The organism is Thioclava atlantica (assembly GCF_000737065.1).
In the GTDB taxonomy this organism is placed as follows: domain Bacteria; phylum Pseudomonadota; class Alphaproteobacteria; order Rhodobacterales; family Rhodobacteraceae; genus Thioclava; species Thioclava atlantica.
On the sequence record NZ_AQRC01000005.1, the window covers coordinates 152,117 to 178,621 of the forward strand.

At 66.2% G+C, this 26,505-nt stretch carries 23 protein-coding genes, 3 tRNA genes, 1 other RNA gene and 1 pseudogene; 12 read left to right on the plus strand and 16 right to left on the minus strand.

The window, feature by feature from the left end:
* Positions 1-116 precede the first annotated feature (116 nt).
* Both DW2_RS08265 and DW2_RS08270 read right to left on the minus strand, forming a co-directional pair.
* Positions 117-2,375, minus strand: a pseudogene (locus DW2_RS08265) (ATP-binding protein).
* Between the two features lie 293 nt (positions 2,376-2,668).
* Positions 2,669-3,832: an RsmB/NOP family class I SAM-dependent RNA methyltransferase gene (locus DW2_RS08270; RefSeq protein WP_038145328.1), complete on the minus strand. Its 1,164-nt coding sequence runs from the start codon at positions 3,830-3,832 to the stop codon at positions 2,669-2,671.
* Between the two features lie 227 nt (positions 3,833-4,059).
* Here DW2_RS08270 and DW2_RS08275 point away from each other — a divergent pair, with 227 nt between their 5' ends.
* Together DW2_RS08275 and DW2_RS08280 are read left to right on the plus strand one after the other, a co-directional pair.
* On the plus strand, positions 4,060-4,449 hold the full coding sequence (locus DW2_RS08275; RefSeq protein ID WP_156102921.1) for a TadE/TadG family type IV pilus assembly protein: 390 nt from the start codon (positions 4,060-4,062) through the stop codon (positions 4,447-4,449).
* Position 4,450: 1 nt separating this feature from the next.
* Positions 4,451-5,761: a pilus assembly protein TadG-related protein gene (locus DW2_RS08280; protein ID WP_051855663.1), complete on the plus strand. Its 1,311-nt coding sequence runs from the start codon at positions 4,451-4,453 to the stop codon at positions 5,759-5,761.
* A gap of 105 nt (positions 5,762-5,866) precedes the next feature.
* On the opposite strand, the gene DW2_RS08285 is transcribed toward DW2_RS08280, so the two are convergent.
* On the minus strand, positions 5,867-7,294 hold the full coding sequence (locus tag DW2_RS08285) for a mannose-1-phosphate guanylyltransferase/mannose-6-phosphate isomerase (protein WP_038145331.1): 1,428 nt from the start codon (positions 7,292-7,294) through the stop codon (positions 5,867-5,869).
* 119 nt (positions 7,295-7,413) lie between these two features.
* Positions 7,414-8,826: a cryptochrome/photolyase family protein gene (locus tag DW2_RS08290; RefSeq protein ID WP_038145333.1), complete on the minus strand. Its 1,413-nt coding sequence runs from the start codon at positions 8,824-8,826 to the stop codon at positions 7,414-7,416.
* Positions 8,827-9,035: 209 nt separating this feature from the next.
* Here DW2_RS08290 and DW2_RS08295 point away from each other — a divergent pair, with 209 nt between their 5' ends.
* Positions 9,036-10,088 carry an ABC transporter substrate-binding protein gene (locus DW2_RS08295; protein WP_038145335.1) on the plus strand — a complete coding sequence of 351 codons (1,053 nt, stop codon included), beginning with the start codon at positions 9,036-9,038 and terminating at the stop codon, positions 10,086-10,088.
* A gap of 90 nt (positions 10,089-10,178) precedes the next feature.
* A complete protein-coding gene (locus DW2_RS08300; RefSeq protein ID WP_038145337.1) occupies positions 10,179-11,360 on the plus strand; it encodes a hypothetical protein in 1,182 nt (393 codons plus the stop codon).
* Here the strand turns inward: DW2_RS08300 and DW2_RS08305 are convergent, their stop codons facing one another.
* Genes DW2_RS08305 through DW2_RS19050 form a run of 3 tightly spaced genes read right to left on the minus strand, consistent with a single transcriptional unit; the run spans position 11,361 to position 15,069 of the window.
* Positions 11,361-12,377, minus strand: a complete 1,017-nt coding sequence (locus tag DW2_RS08305) for a sulfotransferase family 2 domain-containing protein (protein WP_038145339.1) — start codon at positions 12,375-12,377, stop codon at positions 11,361-11,363.
* The gene (locus DW2_RS08310) at positions 12,374-13,522 is read right to left on the minus strand and encodes a glycosyltransferase (protein ID WP_038145340.1); all 1,149 of its coding nucleotides are present in this window, start codon (positions 13,520-13,522) and stop codon (positions 12,374-12,376) included. Before DW2_RS08310 ends, DW2_RS08305 begins: the two co-directional genes overlap by 4 nt.
* The gene (locus DW2_RS19050; RefSeq protein WP_051855668.1) at positions 13,519-15,069 is read right to left on the minus strand and encodes a glycosyltransferase; all 1,551 of its coding nucleotides are present in this window, start codon (positions 15,067-15,069) and stop codon (positions 13,519-13,521) included. Before DW2_RS19050 ends, DW2_RS08310 begins: the two co-directional genes overlap by 4 nt.
* A gap of 96 nt (positions 15,070-15,165) precedes the next feature.
* Between DW2_RS19050 and ssrA the strand changes: the two genes are divergently transcribed.
* The 6 genes from ssrA (at position 15,166) to DW2_RS08340 (ending at position 18,824) form a co-directional block, all read left to right on the plus strand.
* Positions 15,166-15,519, plus strand: a transfer-messenger RNA (tmRNA) gene (ssrA, locus tag DW2_RS19215).
* A 117-nt stretch (positions 15,520-15,636) separates the two neighbouring features.
* Positions 15,637-16,062 carry an ester cyclase gene (locus DW2_RS08320; RefSeq protein WP_038145341.1) on the plus strand — a complete coding sequence of 142 codons (426 nt, stop codon included), beginning with the start codon at positions 15,637-15,639 and terminating at the stop codon, positions 16,060-16,062.
* Between the two features lie 177 nt (positions 16,063-16,239).
* Positions 16,240-16,701 (plus strand): SspB family protein, encoded by a 462-nt coding sequence (locus DW2_RS08325; protein WP_038145342.1) that lies wholly within the window; start codon positions 16,240-16,242, stop codon positions 16,699-16,701.
* Between the two features lie 92 nt (positions 16,702-16,793).
* Complete coding sequence (gene fumC / locus DW2_RS08330) at positions 16,794-18,188, plus strand: class II fumarate hydratase (protein WP_038145343.1); 1,395 nt, start codon at positions 16,794-16,796, stop codon at positions 18,186-18,188.
* Between the two features lie 232 nt (positions 18,189-18,420).
* Positions 18,421-18,603: a DUF4169 family protein gene (locus tag DW2_RS08335; RefSeq protein WP_038145344.1), complete on the plus strand. Its 183-nt coding sequence runs from the start codon at positions 18,421-18,423 to the stop codon at positions 18,601-18,603.
* Positions 18,600-18,824, plus strand: a complete 225-nt coding sequence (locus DW2_RS08340) for a ribbon-helix-helix domain-containing protein (RefSeq protein WP_038145345.1) — start codon at positions 18,600-18,602, stop codon at positions 18,822-18,824. The genes DW2_RS08335 and DW2_RS08340 overlap by 4 nt, the downstream gene beginning before the upstream one ends.
* On the opposite strand, the gene olsA is transcribed toward DW2_RS08340, so the two are convergent.
* From olsA to DW2_RS08355, 3 genes are all read right to left on the minus strand, one after another.
* The gene (gene olsA / locus DW2_RS08345) at positions 18,800-19,627 is read right to left on the minus strand and encodes a lyso-ornithine lipid O-acyltransferase (protein WP_038145346.1); all 828 of its coding nucleotides are present in this window, start codon (positions 19,625-19,627) and stop codon (positions 18,800-18,802) included. The two genes, DW2_RS08340 and olsA, sit on opposite strands and share 25 nt — an antisense overlap.
* A complete protein-coding gene (gene olsB, locus DW2_RS08350) occupies positions 19,624-20,400 on the minus strand; it encodes an L-ornithine N(alpha)-acyltransferase (RefSeq protein ID WP_038145347.1) in 777 nt (258 codons plus the stop codon). The genes olsA and olsB overlap by 4 nt, the downstream gene beginning before the upstream one ends.
* Positions 20,401-20,535: 135 nt before the next feature.
* Positions 20,536-20,715 carry a DUF3553 domain-containing protein gene (locus DW2_RS08355; protein ID WP_038145349.1) on the minus strand — a complete coding sequence of 60 codons (180 nt, stop codon included), beginning with the start codon at positions 20,713-20,715 and terminating at the stop codon, positions 20,536-20,538.
* Between the two features lie 25 nt (positions 20,716-20,740).
* Here DW2_RS08355 and DW2_RS08360 point away from each other — a divergent pair, with 25 nt between their 5' ends.
* Entirely contained in the window at positions 20,741-21,355 is a 615-nt protein-coding gene (locus tag DW2_RS08360; RefSeq protein ID WP_051855670.1) for a histidine phosphotransferase family protein, read from the plus strand.
* A gap of 8 nt (positions 21,356-21,363) precedes the next feature.
* Here the strand turns inward: DW2_RS08360 and DW2_RS08365 are convergent, their stop codons facing one another.
* The 5 genes from DW2_RS08365 to DW2_RS08385 all read right to left on the minus strand — a co-directional run bounded on the left by DW2_RS08365 (position 21,364) and on the right by DW2_RS08385 (position 24,408).
* The gene (locus DW2_RS08365) at positions 21,364-22,629 is read right to left on the minus strand and encodes a glutamate-5-semialdehyde dehydrogenase (protein WP_038145350.1); all 1,266 of its coding nucleotides are present in this window, start codon (positions 22,627-22,629) and stop codon (positions 21,364-21,366) included.
* A complete protein-coding gene (locus tag DW2_RS08370; RefSeq protein WP_051855673.1) occupies positions 22,626-22,886 on the minus strand; it encodes a hypothetical protein in 261 nt (86 codons plus the stop codon). Before DW2_RS08370 ends, DW2_RS08365 begins: the two co-directional genes overlap by 4 nt.
* Positions 22,887-22,980: 94 nt before the next feature.
* A tRNA-Asp gene (locus DW2_RS08375) sits at positions 22,981-23,057 on the minus strand.
* A 26-nt stretch (positions 23,058-23,083) separates the two neighbouring features.
* A tRNA-Asp gene (locus tag DW2_RS08380) sits at positions 23,084-23,160 on the minus strand.
* 306 nt (positions 23,161-23,466) lie between these two features.
* Positions 23,467-24,408: a pirin family protein gene (locus DW2_RS08385; protein WP_038145352.1), complete on the minus strand. Its 942-nt coding sequence runs from the start codon at positions 24,406-24,408 to the stop codon at positions 23,467-23,469.
* 155 nt (positions 24,409-24,563) lie between these two features.
* Between DW2_RS08385 and DW2_RS08390 the strand changes: the two genes are divergently transcribed.
* Positions 24,564-26,177 carry a Na/Pi cotransporter family protein gene (locus DW2_RS08390; RefSeq protein ID WP_162178893.1) on the plus strand — a complete coding sequence of 538 codons (1,614 nt, stop codon included), beginning with the start codon at positions 24,564-24,566 and terminating at the stop codon, positions 26,175-26,177.
* A gap of 85 nt (positions 26,178-26,262) precedes the next feature.
* Here DW2_RS08390 and DW2_RS08395 read toward each other — a convergent pair.
* Positions 26,263-26,338: transfer RNA gene (locus DW2_RS08395), tRNA-Val, on the minus strand.
* Positions 26,339-26,505: the final 167 nt, after the last annotated feature.

The window sequence follows — 26,505 nt, forward strand, 5'->3', positions numbered from 1 at the left end:
CGAAAGCGGAACATTTCAATCAATTTCTTCCAGATCCAGATAATCGCGCTAAGGTTAACAGGAGGTTTCCGCCAATGAGAGCTGGCCGTGCCGCGTCATCCCTCCGCGGGGCGCGCTCAATTCGCGTTGGCGACGGGCGCGGGCTGAACGTCCTGATCGGGTTCGGCCAACTGGTTCTGCACCGTCGTCGTCAGCTCGCTCAGCGAGAACGGCTTGGGCAGGAAGACGGAGTTGCGCACCGGCGTGGTGCCGTCCCGGAAAACATCCTCCGCATAGCCCGAGACGAAGACGGTCCTGGTCCCCGGTCGGGTCTCGAGCGCCTTGCGCACCCAGCTCGGCCCGTCGAGCCCGGGCATGATCACGTCGGTGACGAAGATATCCACCACGAGATCGGGATCTTCGAGCAGCGAGAGCGCCTCCTCCGCGCTGTCGGCCTCGAGCACCGTGAAGCCGCGCAGTTTCAGGGCCCGCGAGGCGAAGGCGCGGACCGGCGCCTCATCCTCGACGAGAAGCACCGTCGCATCCCCCCAGCGGGTGAGAGCGCCCTTCGCGGGCATGAGGGCGAGCCCCTCCGCCGCCGCGTGCGGCGGCCTTGCGGACTCCCAGCTTTGATTGACACTCGGCAACATCGGGTCGGGGACCGTCGTCTCCTCTTCGGCAGCGTCGCGCGCGTCGGCAAGCCGCTCGTGCGCGGGCAGGTAGATCGTGAAGGTCGTTCCCGCGCCGACCGCCGACTCGCAGAAGATGTAGCCACCGGTCTGCTTGACGATCCCGTAGGCGGTCGACAGCCCCAGACCCGTCCCCTCCCCGGTGCGTTTGGTCGTGAAGAACGGCTCGAAGATCTTGCCGATCTTCTCGGGCGCGATGCCCACCCCCTCGTCGGAAACCCGGATCACGACATATCTGCCGCGCGGAACGGTGGCCCGGTCGAATCTTTGGTCCGCATCGAGATTGGCCATCTCGGTCTCGACCCTGATCTGTCCGCCCTCGGGCATCGCGTCGCGCGCATTCACCACGAGGTTCATGATCACCTGTTCGAGCTGCCGTTTATCGGCACGGATCGGGGCCAGATCGGACGCATGAGAAACGGTCAACGCGGTCCGCTCGCCCACGAGGCGATTGAGAAGATGCGTCAGGTCGGCGAGCGTTTCGCGCAGATCGAGGCTCTGCGGCTTGAGCGTCTGCTTGCGCGAATAGGCCAGAAGCTGACCGACCAGCGCCGCGGCGCGGTTCGCGTTCTGGCTGATCTGGTCGAGATCCGCATAATCGGGATCGTTCTTGTCATGGCGCAGCATGAGCAGATCGCAATGGCCCGAGATCGCGGTGAGCAGGTTGTTGAAATCATGCGCCACCCCGCCCGCGAGCTGGCCGATCGCCTACATCTTCTGGCTCTGTACGAATTGCGCCTCGAGCGTCTTGAGCTGCGTCGCATCGGAGAGCACCGCGAGAAGGCCGGCGCGCCCGTTCTCGAGGATGCGCGAGAGCGTCACCTGCAGGAATACCTCGCGCTCGCCGTGACGGGCGCGCAAAACCTCGGGCCGTCCATCCGCGCGCCCGGCAAGCGCATCGGTCACCCAATCGGAGACCGGCCGGCCGAGCCCTTCGAGCAGATCCGACAGACGTGTCTGGGTCTCGATCCGGCCGAGCAGCCCGCGGGCCGCGCGGTTGGCGGCCTGCACCTTGCCATGGGCGCTCAGTTTGATGAGCGCGACCGGGAGCGCCTCGAAATGCGCACCCTCGGCATCACGCCGCTGGCTGGCGATCGGCAGCAGATACACTTCCGAACGCCCGCCCGCCCCGTCGATCTGCGCGACGACCGCGGTGACCGGCCCGGCCTCGGCGCGGATCTCGTGCTCTTCGCCCGAGCGCAGCGGCAGGTCGGTGAATATCCGGTCGAGCGACCGCACCCTTTCGCCCACGAGCCGCCGCAGCGCCTCGTTCATGAAAAGGATCGTGCCGCCTTTCGACACCGTGAGCATCGGCAGGCTGATCGTCTCCGCGCCGCGTCCGCCGATCACACGTTCGGCCATATCCTCGAGCCGCCACAGATAGTCGGACGCGCCGACCCGGTGCACCGAGAGCCGCAGATGCCCCCGGCGGGTGACGAGATCCTCGCGCGCAGCGCCGGTCGCCACCGCCTTGTTCTTCAGGCGCCGGAGCACGCCCCCCGGATCGGCGAACAGCTCCGCCAGCGTCCGCGTGAGCGCCTGCCCCCCGCGCGAGCCGAAGCGTTCCAGCGCGGCGCGGTTCTGATACCCGATTTCTCCCTGCTCATTGGTGGCGAAGCTGGGCGAGGCGTCATTCGCGATGAATTGCGAGAGCGCCTCCTGCAACCGGCCATGGCGCCGCTTCTCGACGAAGAAGGCGCCACGCATCGCGATCGAGGTGACGAGAAGCGTGCCGGCCACCGAGAACAGCGCCCAGGTCGTCGCGCGATCGGGGATGAGCACGGCCAGACCCGCGGCGAGAACTGCGGCAAGCGCCAGGTAGACTGCCCCCGGCGCGAGCGACGCCATCGTCTTGGACAGGGGTTGCAGCGCCAGCTCGTTCCGCCCCACGCCAGCCTCCTCGATTGAATCATCTCGATCCATAGCGCGGCAAAAGGATTAACACCGCCCTAAGAGGACTAGATATTCAACCTCGGATTGTGTCAATCGCGAAGCCGGGATCAGCGACGCTCGAATTGCGCGACGAAGAACCCGTCGCCGCCGTCGAGCGGGCTGAAGGCGCGCTGCTCGAGCAGGTGAAACCCGCTCTCCCGGGCGAACCGCGCGGCCTGTGCCTCGTTCTCCGCCTCGAAGAGCGAGCAGGTCATGTAGACGAGCCGCCCGCCGGGCGCGACGCAGTGCGAGGCCTCCGAAAGGATCCGCGCCTGCAGGGCGACAAGCTCCTCGAGACGCTCGGGCGTGAGGCGCCATTTCGCCTCGGGCGTGCGCCGCCACGTGCCCGAGCCCGAACAGGGCGCGTCGACGAGAACCAGATCGTAGCCCGTGCCGGGATCGCCGGGTGCGCGAAGAGCGATCCGGGTGCCCGCGCGCTCCGCCCGAACGGGGATGTCACGCATCCGCCCCGCATCGACGTCATGGGCCGAGATCCGCGCCTCGTGGCAGGCCGCCGCGAGCGCGAGCGCCTTGCCGCCGCCGCCCGCGCAGTAATCAAGACAGCTCTGCCCCGCCACGAGCGGCACCCGGGCGATTGCGGCCTGCGAACTCGCATCCTGCAATTCCACCAGCCCCTCGCGCCAGGCGCGCGATTGCTGGATCCGGCGGGCACCCGCACCCAGTTCGAGAGCCGTTTCGGCGAGCGGATGCGGCCGGGCTTCGATCCCGTCCTCCTCCAGCGCGGCGATCGCCGCCCCGCGCGAGACCCGCGCGCGGTTCACCCGCACGAAAACGGGGGCCCGGTGGCGCATCGCTTCGGCCACGGCCGGACATTCCTCGCCGAAACGGGCCTGCAGGGGCGCGAGCAGCCAGTCGGGCCAATCGCGCAGCGCGAGATCTTCGGGAACGGGCCGATCGAGACGCGCACGCTCCTCATCGCTCAAGGGCGCGGGGGCGAACCGTTCGCCCGAGAATACAGTCTCGGGCGCCTCTCCCTGAAGCCGGATCAGGCCGAGCACCAGAGCGCGGCCGCCCTGCCCGCCCCCGAGCGCCGCACAGCTTCCCCGGCACCGCAACACGTCATAGACATGGTCACGGATCGCGGCCCGGTCCTTCGAGCCCGCGAAGCGATGCGCGCGCGCCCAGTTCGTTAGACACCGCTCGGCAGGCGCGCCCGCGGCGATCTCGTCGAGAATGTCGATGGCGGCTGCATAGCGCGCGGCGGGCGTCATGGCGCGGATCTCCGAAAATTGTCCTGCCGTCTCTACCGCGCGACCCGGGAGGGCGCAACGCAGCCGGCGACCTGGCACGAGGCCAGACAGTTTCCGTTAGTGATAAAAAAGGCGACTTTACCGCATTTTTGCCACGTTTCACCTCCAATAAAAGTCTTTGCGACATGCGAAACGGCCGGTTTGCGCCATGCGAATGTCGAAATGGTTAATGGTGAGGCGCAGCGAAGATGCGTTACTGTCAGTACTGGGTGAAAGATGAAGAGGGCTCGACCACGATCGAGTCCCTGTTCTGGATTCCGTTCTTCATCTTCCTGATGGCGATCACGGTCGACATCTCGATGATCTTCAACGCCCATGCGCGTATCCTCGGCATCATCCAGGACGTCGACAGGTCCTATTCAGTCGGGCGCATCGCGGATGACCAATCCGCCGAAGACACGGTGCGCAACATGCTCTCGCAATATGGCGACTCCCTGTCGGTCACCACCTCGGTCAATAACGGCGTGATCGGAACGACCGTGAAAGTGCCGATGTCGAAACTGGTCGCAACCGGATTTCTGGGGAATTTCCTCTCGGCCGAACTGACCGTTCAGGATTTCCGCTTCAAGGAGATGTGAGATGAGCCGCCAGGGTCTTCGTCGCTTTGCAGCCTCGCAAGAAGGCGCGATCACACCGTTCGCGCTCCTCTGGCTCATGCTCACCCTTACCGTGGGCAGTCTCGCCGTCGACGTCTCGAACGCCTATCGCGAACGCACCCAGATGCAGGACGCGGTCGATGCCACGGCCCTCGGCGCGGTCTATCTCGAATCCGATCCCAAGATCTCCGTCGACGAGGCCCGCCAGAGAGCCGTCGCGGTTGGACAGGCCAATCTCGGGCAGGACGCAAGTTCGGTGATCACGCCCGAGGATGTCGTCTTCGGTTATTACGACGACACCAACGACACTTTCACCACCACCTATACGGCGGGCGAGGCCCTCACCCGCGCCGTGAAGGTGACAGCGCATCGCGACGCCGAGCGGAACAACGAGACCCCCACCTTCATGGCGCGGCTCGCGGGGAAATTCGGCTGGACGATCCGGACCTCCGCCATCGCCGAGGCCTATCGCCCGAAATGCCTGACCGAGGGGTTGAGCGCGAATGGCGTGATCGACCTGCAGTCGGGCAACACGTTCAAATCGGGCTTCTGCCTCTACGCCCGGGCCTATGTCTCGCTCAATCAGAACAATATCTTCGAGCCCGGAAGCATCGTCTCGATGCCCGATGTGAACAATCTCGACATACCCGCTTCCGGATTTTCCAGGAATGACGGGCTGGCAGAGGCGCTGCGCAACGCCTTCTACGACCTGCGCATCCTCAACCAGCTGAGCACGAAGATCGACGATCTGCGTTCCGGCGCCGCGACCATGCCCTCCTATATCACCGACCCATCGATCACCACGATCAGCAAGAGCAAGATCGACACCAGCGAATTCCAGCCGGGACATGTCTACGAACTGAGCTGCAGCGGGTCGAAGGCGCATATCGACGGAACCACGATCAAGGACGCGGTGATCTTCGCGAGCTGTCCGGTGGTGTTCGGCAATGGCGTGGCGCTCGAAAACGTGATCTTCGCGAACACCTCGACCAGCGACCGGAGCTTCTCCGCGCCCAGCGGCTTGCGCCTTGGCGCGAACGACAGTTGCGCATCGGGAGGCGGGGTGCAGATCCTCACGCTCGGCGGTGTCGGCTCCGCCGCCAAGGTCGAATTCTACGGCAGCCAGATCATCGCCGCGCGCGATGTGAACTTCGCCGCACAAGCCAATGGCGTGCAAGGCATTTCCGTCATTGCCGGCGGCAAGATCGACGGCACCTCGAACTCCACTTTCGGGCATTGCGGCAGCGGCATGGATTCGAGCTTCGACCTGCAGTATTTCCGTCTGCGCGCCTGAGCGGAGAGCCAGAGGGAACAGCCTCGGCGTGAACCGCGGGGGGCCGGCCTTTCCGGCCCGTCCGCGTTGCAACCACCGTCTATTGATCGGTTGCCCGTGGCTGCACTATTCGCCCGCTTCGCGCAGATAGACGTCCTCGTAGCGCGTGATGTCATCCTCACCGAGATAGCCGCCGGTCTGGACCTCGATCAGCACCATCGGCAGCTTGCCCGGGTTTTCCATCCGGTGCCGCGCGCCGATCGGAATATAGACGGACTCGTTTTCCGTCACGAGGCGCGTCGCCTCCCCGATCGTGACCTGGGCCGTGCCCTGAACGACGATCCAGTGTTCGGCGCGGTGGTGATGGCTTTGCAGGCTCAGCGCGGCGCCGGGCTTCACCACGATCCGCTTGACCTGGAACCGCTCTCCGAGCGCGAGGCGCTCGAACCAGCCCCAGGGGCGGTGATCGCGCGGGAAATCCGTGGCCTGAGCGGCGTTGCGCGCCCTGAGCGCGCTCACCGCCCGGCGCACCTCCTGCGCGCGCGACTTGTCGGCCACGAGGACCGCATCGGGCATCGCGACCGCGATTATCCCCTCGAGCCCCAGCCCGACAAGCTCGAGCCGCGGATCCTCCGAGCGCAGAAGGCTGTCGCGGCATTCGATCGCCGTGGCCGGGCCCGAGAGTGCAACCCCATCGCCCGTACCCGGCACGCTGCGGCGCACGCCCTCCCAATCGCCCAGATCCGACCAGCCGCCCGAGAACGGCATCGCGACGAGGTTCCGGGCCTTTTCCATCACCGCATAGTCGATCGAGACGTCTTCGGCCCGGCTCCACGCCTCGGGATCGAGGCGAAGGAACCCCAGATCCTGCCGCGCTTTCGCCAGCGCGGCCGAGACCGGGTCCAACAGGGCCCCGGCATGGGCTTCGAAAGCGGCGCGAATGGTGGGCGCCGTGAAAAGGAAGATGCCCGCATTCCAGAGATGGCGCCCGCTTTGCGCCATCCGGGCGGCCGCCTCGGGCCCCGGTTTCTCGATGAAGGCCTTGAGCGCGCGCGGGGCCCCGTCCGCCGTGTCGCCCTCGCCCAATTCTAGATAGCCGTATCCGGTTTCCGCGCGGTCCGGCGCGATCCCGAAGGTCACGATCTTGCCTGCGCGCGCGGCTGGCACCGCCGCCACGACCGCGTCGCGAAACGCCTGCGCATCCGCGATCAGGTGATCGGAGGGCGCCACCAGCATCAGCGCATCGGGCGAGGTCTGCGCGCACCACAGCGCAGCCGCGAGGATCGCGGGAGCGGTGTTGCGCGGGCCGGGCTCCAGGATCACGGCGGCCGGATCGACCCCGAGCGCCGATAATTGTTCGGCCGCGATGAAGCGAAACGCCGCTTGGGTAAGCACCACGGGCGCGGCGAACCCTTCGCCCGAAAGCCGTTCCGCCGTCGCCTGGAACAGGCTGCGCGTTCCGGCCAGTTCGGAGAATTGCTTGGGGTAGCTGCGGCGCGAGAGCGGCCAGAGCCGCGTGCCCGATCCACCGGCAAGAAGTACAGGGGTGATCATTGCGGCCTCCCACGCTAAGGGCGCGCTTTTGCGCGCTCGATGGAAGGCTCACACGGACATACCTAATGTCCGGTTAACCGGTGAAAATACCCTGTCGCGGACACCGGGACGAACCGATCTCACCCGCGATGGCGCTGATAGGCCTTGAGCGCGCGCTCGCGGCCCTCCTTGAGATCGACGATCCGCTCCGGATAGGCTTGGTCGGGCGAGAGGTTCCAGCTTCGTGGCACCGCGTCGAAATAAGCACGCGCGGTCGCGGGCGGGGTCGACTGGCCCTCGGCGATGAAATCGCGCCGGTAGCGCCCGTCGGGATCGAATTTCTCGGCCTGCGTCGCGGGGTTGAAGACGCGGAAATAGGGCGCCGCATCGGGGCCGGGCCCGGCCACCCATTGCCAACCCATCGCGTTCGAGGCCGGATCCCAGTCGATCAGGCAGTCCTCGAACCAGCGCAGCCCCACGCGCCAATCCGTCATCAGGTGCTTGGTCAGATAGGAGGCGACGATCATCCGCGCGCGGTTATGCATGGTCCCGGTCACATACATCTCGCGCATTGCGGCATCGACGAAGGGCTCGCCGGTCATTCCGCGTCGCCACGCCTCGGCGTCGTTATTGTCGGGCCGCCAGCCGAAACCGTTCCACTCCTCGCGCCAGTTGCGTTCGGCCATGTCGGGCCAGTGATAGAACAGATGCCAGGCGAATTCGCGCCACACGAGTTCCTTGAGGAAATGCTCGGCCCCCTGCGCGCCCTCCTCGAGATGCCGCCAGCCCGCATGCCAGATCGCGCGCGGCGAAATCTCTCCATAGGTGAGGTTCTCCGAGAGCCCCGAGGTCGCCCCGGAGGCCGGAAAATCGCGCCGCGACTTGTACTGCCCGATATGGTCGCGCAGGAAGGCGGCGAGCCGACCCTGCGCCGCCCGCTCGCCGACGTGAACATGCGCCGCGACCACTTCCGCGCCCCGCCGCATCGCAGATCCCATCGCCCAGTCATCGATCTTTTCGCTGATTGGCCAATCGGTTGGCGGGCGAAGTTCCGATACCGTCTTAACTGGTGCCGCGATCAGGCGCCCCTTCACCGCGCGCCAGAAAGGGCTGTAGACCTTGTAGGGCTCTCCCTGCCCGGTCTCGACGGTCCAGGGTTCGAACAGCAGATGGCCCGGATGGCTCTGCGCGCTCAGCCCATCCGCCTTGAGGCCCGATTTCACCGCCGCGTCGCGGTCCCGGCTCGGCTTGTCATAGAGGCGCGACCAGTGAACCTCTTGCGCCCCGGTTTCGGAGACCAGATCGCGCAGCACCTCGAGCGGCTCGCCGCGCCGCAGGATCAGGCGGGATCCTTTCTCTTGCAGCGCCTTCGCGAACGCGTCGATTGCGAGACCGAGCCGCCATTTCGGCGCCGCACCGAGCGCCTCGACCTGCGCGTCATGGATGAAGACGGGAATGACGGGCCGACCGTTCGCCGCCGCGGCGGCCATCGCCGGGTGATCGTGAAACCGAAAATCGCGCCGCAGCCATAACAGGGCCGGTCTGTCGCTCATGCCTGCCTCCCTTTCCTTTTCCACTCCTACGCACTCGGCGCGTGCCGGTTCACTTCTGCCCGTTTTTTCCGCATCTGCCCCGTGCAAGGCGGCAGACATGGCGGCGCGCGCCCCCGCAATCCCGGCGCGGTGTGAAAATCTCTCTTGCCCGGTTCGAAAAGCGGTTCTAGCGTTCTCACAAAACCATGATCTCCAACAGGGTATATGTAATGAAAAAAACTGCACTTCTTCTGGCAGGCATCGCTGCCGCCGCGCTTTCCACACCTGCGCGCGCCGCCGATCCGGAGCTGACCGTCTTCGACTGGGCGGGGTTCGAGATTCCGGGTCTGTTCCAGACCTATATCGACAAATACGGCGACAGCCCGACCTATGCCTTCTTTGGCGATGACGACGAGGCCTATCAGAAACTCGCCTCCGGCTTCAAAGCGGATGTCGCCCATCCCTGCTCGCAGATGATCTCGAAATACAAGGATGCCGGGCTGATCGAGCCCTGGGACGTGTCGAAGATCCCGGAATACAAGAATATCGATCCGAAATTCCTGAACTCCAAGATCTTCGTCGATGACGCCAAGAACGTGTGGTACATCCCGACCGATTGGGGCGCGACCGCGATCGCCTACAATCCCGAGAAGGTCCCGGCCGAGGATGTCTCGACACTCCAGGTCTTCGTGAACCCGAAATACAAGGGCCGCACCTCGCTGCCCGACAGTTCGGATGACGTCTGGGCGCTGGCCTATCTGGCGACCGGCGTGACCGACTGGACCAATGTCACCGACGAGCAGTTCAAGGCCGCCGCCGACTGGCTGCGCAAGGCCAACGAAAACGTGCAATCCTACTGGACCGACCCGTCGCAGCAGGCGCAGCTGATGGCCTCGGGCGAGGTTCTGATCGCGTGGTCGTGGAATGACGGCGTCGCCTACTTGCAGGACGACAACTATCCCGTCGCCTTCCAGCGCGAGGCCAAGGAAGGCTCCTCGACCTGGTTCTGCGGCTTCGTGAACCTCAAGGACGGTCCCGGCTCCGAGGACAAGGCCTATGACTTCATCAATGCCTGGCTGCGTCCCGAGGCCGGCCCGGTGCTGGTCGACGAGATCGGCTATGGCCACACCAATACCGAGGCGATGAAGCTCGTGCCGCAGGAAAAGCTCCAGTCCGCGGGCCTCACCCCGATCACCGCGCCGATCCTCGCGCAGACGCCCAACAGCCCCGAGCTGCGTGAAAAGCAGCTCGCCGAGTTCGAGAAGATCAAGGCGGGCTTCTGATCGCCCGATCAAACTGTTACGGAGCACGGGCCGCGGGGAACCGCGGCCCTTTTTCTTTCGTTCCCATCCCGCCCCAACGAACGGACCCCGATGCTTCTCGACACCGCGATCCTGATCCTCGCCCTTCTCGTCCTTGCCGCGATGTTCGTCCCCGCCCTGCGCGACCGGCCGCGCTGGCGCGCGATGGTGACCCCGCTTGCCTCGATCATCGGCTCGGGGTTTCTCGTGCTGGGGCCGATCCTCGAGGTCCGCTTCGGGGCAGCCGCGCCGCTCGCGATGGCCCTGCTCTGCCTCGCGGGCTGGCTGTTCGGGGCGGCTGTGCGCCACAACATCGCGGCCGAGGAGAGCCCCGACAGCTGGGGCGTGCTGCGTATCGAGGAGCTGGCCCAGGCCGCCCTCGCCTTCGCCTACATGATTTCAGTCGCCTATTATCTCAATCTTTTCGGGGCCTTCGCGGTCTCTCTCACGCCTTGGGATACGCCCTTCGCGGCCCGCGCCGTGACCACCGCGATGCTTGTCCTCGTCGCGATTGCGGGGTTCTCGGGCGGGTTCCGGGCGCTCGAGCGGATGGAATACGCCTCGGTCGCACTCAAGCTCGCGATCATCGCGGGGCTCATTCTGGGCCTTGCGATCTATTTCTCGAAAACCGCGGTGGCCGGCGATCTGGTGGTCGACGCGCCCACGCTCGGGCCCTGGGATTCGCTGCGGCTGATCTTCGGGCTGATCGTCACCGTTCAGGGCTTCGAGACCGCGCGCTATCTCGGCAAGAGCTATGACGCCTCCACCCGGATCGCCGCGATGCGATGGGCGCAGCTTCTCTCGACCGCGATCTACATGGTCTATATCGGGCTTCTCGCCTATCTCTTCGAGCCCGACCCCCGCCACCTCTCGGAAACCGCGATCATCGACATGATGCGCGTCGTCGCCCCGATCCTGCCCGCCTTGCTCGTCGCGGCCGCGCTGGCCGCGCAATTCTCGGCTGCGGTCGCCGATACCGGCGGTGCGGGCGGGCTGATCTCGGAATTCTCGCGCGGGCGGATCCCGCCCAAGCTGGGTTATCTGGTGCTGATCGGTGCGGGGATCGCGCTGACCTGGAGCACCGATCTCTTCTCGATCATCTCCTATGCCTCGCGCGCCTTCGCCGGCTATTACACCTTGCAGGCGGTGCTCGCGGCGCTGCAAAGCGAAGGCCCGCGCCGCCCGGCCTTCTGGGCCCTCGCCCTGCTCGGCGCGGCGATGACGGTACTCGGCATCCCGGCCGAGGGAGGCTGATCACCCCTCGTCCAGGGCCTGCGCATGGAGCCTGAAATCGAGCGAGTAATACTGGCCGATGAAGCCACGGATATTCTCGGCCAGGAAGGCCTCATAGGGTGGGTTGCGCGCGCCGAGCCACTCGTCGGGGAGCGCATCGGCGAGATTCTCCGCGGACGCTGCGCCGGATTTCTCGACCGCATTGGTCATGCCCAGCCGGATCGTGCGCAGATCCTCGGGCAGGCGCGCGCGCACGAAAGCCTCGAATGCCTCGATCCGCTCGAGCGCGAAGAGCCGGTCCCAGTGCCGGTTCTGCAGATAGCTCCATTGCGCGGCCCAGTGCGAATCCTGCACCTCGCGCGCGGTCGCGTTGATGTAGAAGCAGAACTGCCGGAAACTGAGCCCGCGCGCGACCGTCTCGCGATCGGGCTCGGCCCCGTCATTGAAGAACGCGTAGACCGCGCGGGTGTGGTGCAGCACCGAATCCTGCGCCCGGTTGCGTCCGAACTTGTCGCAATAGCAGCTCACCAGCCGGTCGAAAGGGTCGCGCAAGAGCGCCACCGAGGCCCAGCCGGGATCGCGCGCGATCCGGTCGCGCAGCGCGAAGGCCCAATGTCGGCCCTGCATCTTGTTCTGCCCGGAATCGAGCCAGTAATGCGACATGCCGGGATTGGCCCGCCCCTCGCCGCAAAGACGCAACGCCCAGTCCTTCACCGAGGTATTCGCCACTTTCGCGATCGGACAGAACACGATCCGCGCCATCGGCAGGTAAAGCATCGCCCCGTCATATTGCGTACGGTCCTGATCGAGGAGAAGCCGCGCCTTGCGCCGGTATTCCGGAGAGCCGCGCAATTCCCGCTCGACCTGCGCGACGCTCGCGCGGCGCTCTTTCAATGCGGATTGCGCATTCTCCTTCGCCCCCCGCCCGAGATAGGCGCGAAAGAGCGCATCGATCACCTCCGGACTTGCCGGGACCTCGGCCAGAAAACCGGGATCGTCGAAATCGGCCGGCGCGGCCGGGATGGGCAGGTCTTTCATTGCAGGGAACTCCCATAGCTGGCGATCAGGGGCGACAGGCGGGCATGCCAGCCATAGCGGGCGACCTCCTCGGCACGGCGGGTCGCGCGACGCACCCCGGTCATCACGTCGCGCAGGAGGTTGCGGAACTCTTCGGGCGTATCGGCAACATAGACGCCCTCCATCGCCTCGGCCTCTTCGAAGCCGCGCAGGGCCGGGCGCATCGCGACGACCGGCTTGCGCCACATCAGCGCCTCGGCCGTCTTGAGATTGGTGCCGCCGCCTTCGGTGATCGGCAGGCAGATCGCGCGGGCATGATGCAGGAGGGCCGCGAGACAGCTCTCCTCCACCACGCCGAGCGGGGCCACGAATTCCGCGTTCATCCGTTCGTAGCGGCGAAACCGGTCATCGGCGGTGATCAGATGGGTCATGCCGCCCGCGACCGCGAGCTTCGAGCCGGGGGGCAGAAAGCCCGGGATCTCGCCGAAACTCGTCCAATAGCCGGTCGCATTGGGGGGATGGGCCGAGCCCGCGACGAGCGCATAGGGCCCTGCAAGCGGCGCCGGGTCTTCGCCCGGAGCCGGCGGCCAGCACCCGTTTGGCGCAACCAGCGTGCGGGCCCGTCCGGCGCCGCGCCACTCGTCGAAGATCGCCGCATCCGCCGCGCTGACCGCGATCACGAGATCGGCGCGCGCGACAAGTTCGCCCTCGAGCGCCCGCGCCGTCGCCTGCCAGCACGGGTCGATCAACGCGCTTTCGACATTATGGGCCGAATAGACGATCCGCGCGCGCGACAGGACCGGATCGGAGGCCAGCGCCCTGGCGAAGAGCGGATAGAGCCAAGGCTGCTCGAACTGCACCACATCAGGCGCGTAGCGGCGCAGATCGTCGAGCAGGTGCCGGGCCAGCGGATGCCCCTCGATCAGTTGTGCCAGATGCAGATCCTCGCGCCGGCGCAGGTCATGGAGCCGGTCGAGAAGGGGCTCGGGCACCGCGGTCAGACGCTCGTCCGGCGAGCCGTCGGGATAGCCCCGCGTCGAATAGACCGGCACGTATCGAAACGCGTGCCCCGCCCGGCGCGCCTCGGCCGCGATCGCCGCGACACGGCGCTGACCGCCATGCAGCGGGCGGTGGATCGGGTAATGACCGAAAGCGGCGATCTTCATGCGGCATCCTCCTGAACGGACGGTTGAGCGGACTCCGGAACGGGCGCGGCGCGCGCTGCTCCGATCGCCGCCTCGAGATCGGCCCCAAGCTCCTCGCGGAATGTCGCCCAATTGCGCCCCTCGAACCGGGCCGCGCGGGCACAGGCGGCGCCATAGGCGGCCTCGTCGCTCATCAGGGCGTGACAGCGCTCGAGCCAGCGCTCTCCCTCGAACAGCCCGATCGGTTCGGCCGCCCCTGCCCCCGCCTCGATCAGCGCCGGCGCATCCGACGTCAGGCAGGGCTTGCCATGGCCGAGCGCCTCGACGACCGGCAGCCCCCAGCCTTCGTAATGCGAGGCATAGATGGAGAACCGGCACGCGCGGTATAGCTCCTCGAGTTCGTCATCCTCGACATCGGGCAGGATACGGATCGCCTCATGCGGAAGCCCCGCATCGTTGCGCAACATCTCGAGGAGCGGCGCGATCGACCAGCCGGGCTGGCCCACCCAGACCAGCGGCATCACCTGGCCGGGATGGCGATGGTGCAACTCGCGCCAGAGCCGGTAGACGAAATCGTAATTCTTGCGCGGCTCCTGGGTGCCGACCATCAGCACGAACCGGCCCGGCACGAGGTTCCGGCGCGCGAAGATGCCCTGGCGCATCGCCGGATCGGCACGTCCCCGCGCCGCATCGGCGCCAAGCGGCACCGGCAGTACCTGCGCGGGATCGAGCGGCGGATAGCCGTGACGCGCGGCATGAGCGAGCAGATCGCGGCGCGTCGTCTCGGAATTCGTCCAGATCCGGTCGACGCCCCAGAGCATCCAGTGCAGCGCTGCCGGGTAGGTCGTGCGGGTCGTGGGCTCGGCCAGATGCCCCCAGAGGATCGGGATCAGATCGTGGATATAGTAATGCAGGCGCCAGCCATGCGCGCCCCGCATGCGATGTGCCAACCGGTAGCGATCATCCGACCAGAACCCGCCCGCCGAGACATAATGCGCGACCCGGTCAGGCTCGATCCGGTTCTCCGGCGTGCAGATCTCGTCATGGACGGTTCGGAGCAGCCCGAAATGCGCCTTGTGATTGAGCGCGTCGAGCCCCTGGATGGACGCGGCGATCCGAGGGAAGACCCGTTCGAGCCGGACCAGCGCGCGCCGCATCATCGCATATTCCGCAACCGAGAGCCGCAACAGCTCCGTCCCGATCACGGCCTCGCGGCGCGACCGCGCCTCCTCCCCGCGGACCGCGCGACCCCGCCCGCGGGCGCATACACGCAAAACGAACCGCCCGACCCGCATCCAGGACCGCCAGCGGCTGCGCGCGGTGCAGGCCCGCTCCGGGACAACCGGCTGCCGGCCGTTGCGGAATATCACCTCTTCGAACAGCGCCTCGGGAATCCGATAGAAACCATCGCGCGCCTCTTCATAGATCACCGGGCAGAGCCGCGCCCCGAACCGGTCCGCGAGCGCACGATAGACCTCGTGCTCCACCCTCAGGATGCCCATCGGTTTCCAGTGGCGGAACTGGTAACTCGTCGAGAGGTCGATCAGGATCGTCTTGTCCATCATCATCGTGCACCATGTCCCACCCCACCACGAGCGAGCACCTTGCAGGCCACCATCCGGTGATAGACCGGCAGAAGTTAACATTTCGCTCCCTGCCGACAGCGGGTTGAAGCCGCCCTGCGCCGGACCTATATTCAGAGCGTTCCCGGCAACGGGGACTATGGGCATAAACGCGCATGGAATAAGCGGATCGGACCCGGGGGCGGTACCCGGCGGCTCCACCAAACACCCTCGTTGGGGGAACATGGGGCCGAAATAGGATCGACGAACGTGTAAAGATGTTTGCTTTGTCTCGGTGAGCTACCACCGTCATCGGTGCAAATTGTACAGTTGCCAACGACAACCGTGCTCCGGTCGCTCTGGCTGCGTAAGCAGCTCGGGTAACCGAAACCTAACTCCTTGCGCCTAGCAGCGTAAGGCGGGGCCCGCAGGAGCCTTGCAACAGAATCCTGCACCTTCCCCCCCTTTTTTTCGCAATTTGCATCTCGGCTTTCGTTTTTCGAGCGCGCTTAACGAAGTCGCAAAGCTTCCTCGCCATTCTGCCCGGGTCATGAGGACCGAAGGGAGGATGCGATGTCCCGGCTTTCGATGATCGACGCGTGGCTCAACGATGTGTGGGGAGAGGGGCGGCTCGACCGGATCGACTCGCTTTTCGCCACCGAGGCGCAGGCCAATGGCCTCATGCCGGGCCTCGAATTGCGGCCCGAGGAATTTCGCGAACTGGTGCCGGCGCTGCGCGTGCACCTGCGCGACATCAAGATCACCGTCCTGCGCCATTGCGAGACCGAGGACTGGCTCTGGACGCTGCTGCAGATCGACGGCACCGCCGCCCAGAGCGGTCATCACGTCTGTTTCAACGGCCAGCTCGCGATGCGCTTCGAGGGCGACAGAATCGCGGAGGCCTACAACAATTACGACGTGATCGCCCTGTTCGAGGAGATCGAGCTGCTGCCGCGCGACACGATCGCGCTTTGCCTCTCGGGCGAGTCGCTGGCCTGATCGGAGGCTTCCTCTCCCCCTGCGTGCCGCGGGTCCCGCGCAAGGTTTGCCGCCCCGAGCGGTACTGAGCCAATGCCCGTTCGCGATCCGCGCCCACCGCCCCGGCTGCGGCTCGCCCCCCCTTTCCTCTCGCGACGAATCCCCTATGCTGAGCGCAGACGAAACGAGGGGCCACGGATGACGCGTTCGATCGATTACGGCAATCTCATGCATGATGCGATGCGCGGGCTGATCCAGACCGTGCTGAGCGACATTGCCGAACGCGGGCTCCCCGGCGACCACCACTTCTTCATCACCTTCGACACCCGCCACCCCGAAGCCGAGCTGGCCGACTGGCTGCGCGAGCGCTACCCCGAAGAGATGACCATCGTCATCCAGCACTGGTACGACAATTTCGAGGTGGGCGAGGACGGGTTCGCGATCACCCTCAATTTCGGCAATTCACCCGAACCGCTCTACGTCCCGTTCGACGCCATCACGACCTTCGTCGATCCTTCGGTCGAATTCGGGCTGCGCTTCGAGACTCAGGATTACGAAGAAGACGACGAGTCGGACGAGGACGAGCTGGCGGACGAAACCCCGCCCGCCGCCGAACGTGGCGAAGCCGAAGTCGTCAGCCTCGACAAGTTCCGCAAGTAACAGCCCCCCGTATACTGTCGCATACCGATTGCAAATCGCCCCCGCCCGTCCTAGAACGCGCGGGAGTTTTCGCGTAGATCATGGAGGCCCAGATGACCGCGACCCGCACCGAGACCGACAGCTTCGGCCCGCTCGAGGTTCCCGCCGACAAGTATTGGGGCGCCCAGACCCAGCGTTCGATCATGAACTTCCCGATCGGCTGGGAACGTCAGCCCGTCCCGATCATCCGGGCCCTCGGCGTCATCAAGAAGGCCTGCGCCCAGGCCAACAAGGAGCTGGGCAACATGGAAGCCGAGATCGCCGACGCGATCATCGCCGCGGCCGGCGAGGTGATCGAGGGCAGGTTCGACGACAACTTCCCGCTCGTGGTCTGGCAGACCGGTTCGGGCACCCAGTCGAACATGAACGCCAACGAGGTGATCTCGAACCGCGCGATCGAGATGCTCGGCGGCGAGATGGGTTCGAAGAAACCCGTCCACCCGAACGACCACTGCAACATGGGCCAGTCCTCGAACGACACCTTCCCGACCGCGATGCATGTCGGGATCGCGATGCAGGCGCGCGACGTGCTGCTGCCGGGGCTGAAGAAACTGCTCGCCGCGCTCGAAGCCAAGCAGGACGAGTTCAAGGACATCATCAAGATCGGCCGCACCCATACCCAGGACGCGACGCCGCTCACGCTGGGTCAGGAATTCTCCGGCTACGCGCATCAGGTGCGCAAGGGGATCGAGCGGGTCGAGGCCTGCCTGGGCGACATCTACGAACTGGCGCAGGGCGGCACCGCCGTCGGCACCGGGCTCAATACCAAGAAGGGCTGGGCCGAGATGGTCGCCGCGAACATGGCCGAGATCACCGGCCTGCCCTTCGTCACCGCGCCCAACAAGTTCGAAGCCCTCGCCGCGCATGACGCGATGGTGATGTTCTCGGGCGCGCTGAAGACGGTGGCGGCCTCGCTCTTCAAGATCGCCAACGACATCCGGCTGCTGGGCTCGGGCCCGCGCTCGGGTCTGGGCGAACTGATCCTGCCGGAAAACGAGCCGGGCTCGTCGATCATGCCGGGCAAGGTGAACCCGACCCAGGCCGAGGCGCTGACCATGGTCTGTGCCCATGTGATGGGCAATGATGCGGCGGTCGGTTTCGCCGGGTCGCAGGGCCATTTCGAGCTCAACGTCTATAACCCGATGATGAGCTATAACGTGCTGCAATCGATGCAGCTTCTGGGCGATTCCGCCAGCGCCTTCACCGACAACATGGTCTCGGGCATCCAGGCCAACGAGGCGCGCATCGAGAAGCTGATGAAGGAAAGCCTGATGCTGGTCACCGCGCTTGCGCCCACGATCGGCTATGACAACGCGACCAAAGTCGCCAAGACCGCGCATAAGAACGGCACGACCCTCAAGGAAGAGGCGATCGCGCTCGGCTTCGTGGACGAGGCCACCTTCGACCGCATCGTGCGCCCCGAGGACATGATCGGACCGAAAGCCTGATCCACGCGTCCGAGGTCAGAACTCGAAGGGCGGTCCGAAGGGGCCGCCCTTTTCCATTCAGGGGGCTCCGCCCCCGCGCGTGCCGCGCTCCCCCCGGGGATATTTGACCAGAACCGAAGTGGATTGCGCGCGCTTTTTCGGGCCTGCCCGAAATATCCCGGGGGTGAACGGCGAAGCCAGAGGGGGCAGCGCCCCCTTTTCCGGCACGAAAAGCTGTGGCACTCTTCACGCCATGAGCAACGTCACCAATCTCAACCGCTTTCGCAAGCAGCAGGCCCGCGTGAAGAAACGCGCGCAAGGTAATGAAAATGCGGTGAAGTTCGGCCGCAGCGCCTCGCAGAAACGGCTCGAGGAGGCGCGGAGCGAGAAAGCCGGGCGCGCGCTTGAGGCGCATCGCCGCGAGCGCGAGGAATGAGCCGCCCCAAGAAGCGGTCTCTCACCCTTGGAGGGCATCGCACCTCGGTGACGCTGGAGGATGAGTTCTGGCGCGCTTTCCGAGAGATCGCGGCCGAGAAATCCATCGGTATCAATGAGCTGGCCGCCGAGATTGATGTCGCGCGTGGCACCGAGACCGGGCTCGCCACCGCGATCCGGCTCTATGTGCTGGCGCATTACCGGGCGCGCGCGATCTCGTAGGGAAGCCCCGACCGCACCGCCGCTTCCGCCGCCCCTGCAAGCGCCTTGCGCGACGGATGGTCCGCGACCGAAAGCGGTGCGTGGAAGATGATCTCGACCGAACCCTGCCGCCGTTGCGCCAGAACCTTCAGCAGATGCGGCCCGAACGCCATATCGCCCCACCAGCCGTAAAAGCGCGGGTCTTCCCCCACGGGCGGGCGATAGACGACCGTGACCGGCTGGATCTGCATCACCTTGTCGAGCCCGTGACTGTAAAAGGCCTGAAACAGCGTGGGCTTGAAGGGAAGGACACGGCGCGCATCGGTCGAGGTCCCTTCGGGGAAGAAGAGCAGGTGATGACCGGCCCGGATACGGTCCTCGAAGAGCTGCTGCTGCGCCTTCGCCTCACGCGGGTCGCGGCGGATGAAGACGGTGCCCGTCGCGCGGGCGAGCCAGCCGATCAGCGGCCAGCCCGCCACCTCGGCTTTCGAGACGAAATAGACCCGCTGGCAGGCATTGAGCGCGAAGATGTCGAGCCAGGAACCGTGATTGGCGACCACCGCGCCGATCTGCGTCATCGGGCGCCCCGTCACCTTGTAGCCCATCCCGAGGATCGGAAAGGCCGCACGGCAGACCGCGCGCGTGATCGCGGGCGTCCAGGGGCGGTGATGGCCATTGAGCGGAAGCTCGATCAGACGCAGGATCAGCAGCACGAGCAACCCGCCATAGATCACGATCCCGAGCACCAGTCCGCGGATCAGCGCGCGCGCCCAACCCGCCCCCGAGATCCGGACGGGCGGCGGCTCAACCTCGTTCCAGATCATCCCCGGCCCTCGAAGCGGCGCGTGTAGAAGGCGCGGTGCTTGTCGCTCATCGCCTTGGTATCCATCAGCAAAAGCACATCGGTCGTGTTGAACGGGTAGTCGATGAAAGCCCCCTCGCCCACGAAACCGCCGAGCCGCAGATAGGCCTTGATCAGGTTCGGCATCTGCGCCATCGCCGCACGCCGATCGAGCTCCGCCTCGGGCACGAGATCCATCCGCTGGAAGGCTTCGGCGCGCGCGCGCGGGCGCAGGCCCTCGGGCGCGAGATAATGGTGATGCAACCAGGAGAGCGGCATCTTCAGGGCTTCCGGATCGGTGCCGTGAAACGAGGCCACGCCGAACAGGATCTCGATGTCATGGGCCAGAGCGTAATCGGCGAGCGCGTTCCACATCAGCAGCATCGCAGCACCACCCCGATAGGCCGGATCGACACAGGAGCGCCCCAGCTCGAGCAGTTTGCGCCCCGAGGCGCGCAGCGGGGTCAGATCGTATTCCGCATCGCAATAGAACCGCCCCGCGGCCTCGGCGCGATCGGAGGGCAAGAGCCGGTAGGCGCCCACCACATGCTCACCTTCGGGACGGTTCCGGTCGATCAGCAGCAGGTGGTCATAAATCGGGTCGAGCTCGTCGCGTTCGATGCGGGCGACGTGATCGACGGTGTCCCCACCGCCGCCGAGCTCCTCGACGAAGACCCGATAGCGCAGGCGCTGCGATGCCTCGAGATCCGCCCCGGACCGGGCAATCCTGATATCGAAAGCCGCGTTTTCGGTCACGCCGTTCCTCCTGCCGCGAAACTGTGGCGCCGGTGTAAGGAGCGAGAGCGCGCTTGGCAATATCGGGGCGGCGCCATTTCCGCCCCCGGCGCGCAGTCGTGACTCGACCTTTCGCCCGCCGGTGTTAACCTTTCGTCAATTCTGATCCGTGAAAACAAGTTCAAGCGCGACACGCCGCCCGTCTATCACCTGTTTGCCGACATGCTCGAAATTGACCGTAACCTTTTCGCCGATCCGCGACTGCACCTGCCCGATGCCCCAATCGGGCTGGGCCGGGTTGCGCACCAGCATGCCGGGTTCAAGAATTTCATACATAGTGACCTCGCTTTCGGAGATTTGAATGCCGAACGACCCTGCCCAGCCCGACCCGCCCGAGGCCGATCTGGTCGCGCTTCTGGGCTCGCGCCTCTGTCATGACCTGATCAGCCCGATCGGGGCGATCGGCAACGGTCTGGAACTGCTCGCGCTCGCAGGAAGCGTGACGGGGCCGGAGATGGAACTGATCGCGCAAAGCGTCGCGGCGGCGAATGCGCGGGTGCGGTTCTATCGTCTCGCCTTCGGCCAGGTCGGCGACCAGCAGCGCCTCGGCGCGTCCCAGATCGCGAAGATCTTGACCGAATTCGGCACGATGGGGCGGATCAACTATGACTGGCAGGTCGAGGGGGAGCGCCCGCGCAGCGAGGTCAAGCTCGCCTGCCTCGCGATGCTCTGCCTCGAGGCTGCCCTGCCCTTCGGCGGCACCATCGAGGCGCGCGAGACCGGGGGGCACTGGGAGATCGCAACGCGTTCGGACAAGCTTCGCGCCGAGCCCCGGCTCTTCGCACGGCTCGACGGCACGCCGGGAGACCTCACCCCCGCTCAGGTGCAATTCGCGCTCCTGCCGATCGAGGCCGCCCGCCAGCGCCGCCATCTCAGCTGGACCCTTGCCGATCGACAGGCCGCGATCCGGTTCTGAGACGCCGCTCAGGACCGCACCGTGCCGGAGCCGGTGACGAGATATTTGAACGAGGTGAGCTGCTCGGCGCCCACCGGCCCGCGCGCATGCATCTTGCCGGTCGCGATCCCGATCTCGGCCCCCATCCCGAACTCGCCGCCATCGGCGAACTGGGTCGAGGCGTTGCGCATCAGGATCGCGCTGTCGAGCCGCTCGAAGAAGCGCGCCGCCGCCGCGTCGTCCTCGGTCAGGATCGCCTCGGTATGCTGGCTGCCATAGCGGCGGATATGCGCGATCGCGCCATCGACCCCGTCGACGATCTTCGCCGCGCAGATCATGTCGAGAAACTCGCGCCCGTAATCGTCGGCCGCGGCCTCGGTGACGCCCTCGATCGACAGCAGATCACCCATGCCGCGCACCTCGACACCGGCTTTCAGCAGGTCCTCGACGAGCACGCCCCCATGCTCGTCCCAGAAGGCGCGATCGATCAGAAGGCACTCCATCGCGCCGCAGATACCGGTTCGCCGGGTCTTGGCATTGAGCACCACCGCGCGCGCCTTCTCGAGATCGGCGGCCCCGTCGGCATAGACGTGGCAGATGCCCTCGAGATGGGCGAAGACCGGCACGCGCGCCTCGGCCTGCACGAGCCCCACGAGCCCCTTGCCGCCGCGCGGCACGATCACGTCGAGATACTCGGTCGCGCGCAGCATCTCGGCCACCGCCGCGCGGTCGCGCGTCGGCACGAGCTGGATCGCATCCTCGGGAAGGCCCGCCGCCTTGAGCCCGTCGACGAGGCAGGCATGGATCGCCCGGCTCGAATGATAGCTCTCCGAGCCGCCGCGCAGGATCACCGCATTGCCCGATTTCAGGCACAGCGCGCCCGCATCGGCCGTCACGTTGGGCCGCGATTCGTAGATCACGCCGATCACGCCCAGAGGGGTACGCACGCGCTGGATATGAAGCCCCGAGGGCATGTCCCATTCCGCGATCACGTCGCCCACCGGGTCCCGCTGCGCGGCCACAGCGCGCAAGCCCTTGGCGATCGCCGCGATGCGCGACTGGTCGAGCATCAGCCGGTCCATCATCGCCGGGCTCAGCCCCTTTTCGGCGCCATAGGCCATATCCTCGCCATTGGCGGTGATGATCTCGCCGGCGCGCGCGAGGATCGCGTCGGCCGCGGCCTCGAGCGCCTGCTTCTTCACCTCGGCGCTCGCGAAAGCCAGTTCGGCCGAGGCCGCGCGCGCCGCCGCGCCCATCCCCTCGATCAGCGCTTTCGCGTCCATCTCGTCCTTCATGCCGCACCTCCGCCGGATTTGCCGGTCTTGCCCGTTCTCACCCATTGCCCGAGCTTGATCGCGAGGATCACCCAGGGCAGCCCGTGCAGCACCAGATCGAACCAGTCGATCGGCCGCACCAGCGTTCCGGCGGCAAGCATTTTCAGCTTTTCCCAGACATGCGGCTCTGGCGTGAAGGGCGCAAGCCCCAGCAGCGCGGCGAACAGGATCGCCTGAAACAAAGTGATGTGGTCGAAAACCTGTCTGATCCAGCGCATCGCCGCCTCCTCGCATATCCGCCCGGATATAGGCGAGCGGAGCGCAAAGCTCAACGCGCCATCGCAGGGCCGTTTTCCGGTGAAGGGAGGAAAGTGGCGCGGTTGACGGGGCTCGAACCCGCGACCCCCGGCGTGACAGGCCGGTACTCTAACCAACTGAGCTACAACCGCGCACAGCGCTCGGGCGATCCGGATGATGGCGCGGTTGACGGGGCTCGAACCCGCGACCCCCGGCGTGACAGGCCGGTACTCTAACCAACTGAGCTACAACCGCTCGCATCATCTGCCCGGATCGCCATCCGAGCGTGGGGAGCGTATTACGCGGGCCACCTGCCCCCGTCAAGCGGCACGAGACGAAAAAGTTCGACGAATTTTCGCCTGCCGTCAGGGCAAGGAAATGCCCCGCGCATGGGTGCCCCGCGCGGCCGTCTCCGGCGGAAGGATTGCGCGGAAGGTGAAGCGCGGTGGCGCCTTCGATCTCACGAAAAATTCCCTGCGAGATCGCGGGCCGGGCGGAGCGCCGCCAAACCAACGCGCGTGGGTGAGCGCTCGGGGTCAGCGCGTGGGTGAGCGCTCGAGGTCAGCGCTCGGGGGCAGGAATGAAATCCCGGTCGTCCTCGGGCGGCAGCCGGAAGCGCCCATGCGCCCAGTCGCCCGCGCGCCAAGCCTCCTTCGCCGCCTCGATCTTGTCGCGCGAGGAGGCCACGAAATTCCACCAGATATAGCGCGGCCCGCCCATCGTGGCCCCGCCAAGCACCATCAGCCGCGCGCCCTGCCCGCCCGCTTTCAGCGAAATCCGGTCGCCGGGGCGGAAGACGAGCATCCGGCCCGCCTCGTAGGTCTCGCCCGCGACGGTGACCTCGCCTTGCAGCACATAGACGCCACGGTCCTCGTGATTGTCGGGCAGCGGCAATTGCGCATCGGGGGCCAGCCGCGCATCGGCGTAGAACATCTCGGAGGGCAGATCGAGCGGCGCGCGTGCGCCCCAGGCGTCACCGAGCACGAGCCGCACGGTCTTGCCCTCGCCCTCGAGCACCGGCAGCGCTTCGGCGCCGACATGCTCGAAGGCGGCCTGCCCCTCCTCGAGCTCTTCGGGAAGCGCGACCCAGGTCTGGATGCCGCCCAGCGTCTGCCCGGTCTCGCGCACGGCGCCGTCGGTGCGCTCGGAATGGGTGATTCCATAACCCGCATTCATCCAGTTCACCGCGCCGGGCTCGATCCACTGGTCGGTGCCGAGCGAATCGCGGTGATGCAGACGGCCCTGCAAGAGATAGGTCACCGTCGCGAGGCCGATATGAGGATGCGGGCGGATATCGATGCCGCGCTGACCCGAGAGGAATTCCACCGGGCCGATCTGGTCGAAGAAGATGAAGGGGCCGACCATCTGCCGTGCCGCGGAGGGCAGCGCGCGGCGCACCTCGAACCCGCCGAGGTCGCGCGCGCGGGGCGCGATGACGGTCTCGATCGCATCGACGGCGTCGCCGATCGGGATCTCGGGGTCGAGCGCGGGGTTCCAGCTCATCTTCGGCTCCTTTCGTTACAGGGCATTAAGATAGCATCCCTGCCCGGGCATCACAGAGCGGAGCGGCGCGCAGCCCCTCTGCACTGGCTCACAGCTCCGCTGGCCTTCGAGAAGCACTTGAAAAGGCTGCGGTCCATGCGATGATTTCGGCCGTGTTGATCGATGTCGTAAATGCACTGGGCGGGGTCGGGTTGTTCCTCTTCGGAATGATCTGGCTCACTGACGGCCTGCGTGGACTGGCGGGCCAGACCCTGCGCAACACGCTCTCGCGCTTCACCAACACACCGCTGAGCGGCGCGGTCACGGGCGCCGCGACCACTGCGCTGATCCAGTCCTCGAGCGCCACGACGGTGACGGCGGTCGGCTTCGTGAGCGCGGGGCTTCTGACCTTCCCGCAAGCGCTCGGGATCATCTTCGGGGCCAATATCGGCACCACGATGACGGGCTGGCTCGCGACGATCCTCGGCTTCAAGCTCGATCTGGGGCAGATCACCCTGCCGCTCGTCTTTCTCGGGGCGCTCGCGCGGCTCTTCGGGGGCGCGCGCCTGCCGCTGATCGGGACAGCCGTGGCGGGTTTCGCGCTGATCTTCCTCGGGATCGACATCGTGAAATCGAGCCTCGCGGCGTTTCAGGGCATCGTCACCCCCACCGATTTCCCGCAAGACAGCCTGATCGGCCGGGTCGAGCTGATCCTGATCGGTGCGCTGATCACGGTGGTCACCCAATCCTCGAGCGCCGGGGTCATCGCCGCGCTCGCCGCCCTGGGTGCCGGCGCGATCAGCTTGCCTCAGGGACTCGCGATGGTGATCGGGATGGATGTGGGGACCACGGTGACCGCGGCGATCGCGACGCTGGGCGGCTCGACCGCGACACGCCGCACGGGGCTGTCGCATGTGATCTACAACTGTCTGACCGGGCTGATGGCGTTTTTCCTGCTGAGCCCCTACAACGCGCTCGTCGGGGCGCAGGGCCTGCATCTCGACAGCCAGATCGCGCTGGTCGCGTTTCACTCCGGTTTCAACATTCTCGGGGTGATCCTGATCCTCCCCTTCACCGGCGCCTTCGCGAAACTCGTGACCCTCATCGTGCGCGACAGGGGCAATGCGCTCACCGCCGCTCTGGGCCGGCAGATGCTGAAGGACCCGAATGCCGCGCTCGATGCGGTCGTCTCGTCGCTCGACGCGGTGGTGAAGGCGCAGTTCGAATTTCTCGCGAAACGGCTGGAACACCGCGAGGCGACCCATGACGACACGGACAGGCTGCGCGAGATCGGCGATGCGATCACAGAGTTGCGCAATTTCGTCGACGGGATCCCGGCGATGCGCAGCGACGATCCGGCCGCGGCGCGGCTGGTCTCGGTGCTGCATGTGATCGACCATCTCGGGCGGCTCTATTTCCGCTGCACCCAGGAGCAGAGCCTCACCGCCTTTTCCCTCGACAACCGCCTGCGCCGTCTGAGCGCGATCCTGCGCTCGCTCACCGCCGAAGCCGCCAGCGCGACAAATCTCGCGGCGACGGAGGCCCGCCTCAACAGGGTCCGCAGGCTGCTGCGCGCGCAGCGCGAGGTCTATCGCACGCGGATCTTCGGACACGCCACGCGCCGCGCCGTTTCCGGAGACACGCTCGGCCAGCGCCTCGATGCGGCGCGCTGGCTGCACCGGGTGAGCTACCACCTCTGGAGGATCGAGCATCACATGGTGACGATCCATGAAGGGCTGGCCCCGGCATCGCCGCGGCGCGAGGCGGCGCTTGACGTGATGGAGGATTGAGGGGCTCCCGCCCTGCGGAAGGCAAAGCGCACGGACCGTTCCAAGGGAAAGACCCATGGACATGTCGGCAATTTCCGGAAAGGGGTGGTGGGCGGTGAGGGACTCGAACCCCCGACATTCTCGGTGTAAACGAGACGCTCTACCAACTGAGCTAACCGCCCCCGCCCTTCCTCTAGCGGCGATCCGCACGGTGATCAAGACCGTGCCTCACCCGAGATCGAAGAGACGCGGCGGCCTTCCGTATTCGCCCCGAAACCGGTTGCGAGCGCGCATCGCTGTGCGCCCCGCAAAGCAAAAGCGGGTCCGCAAGGAACCCGCTTCCGTTTCT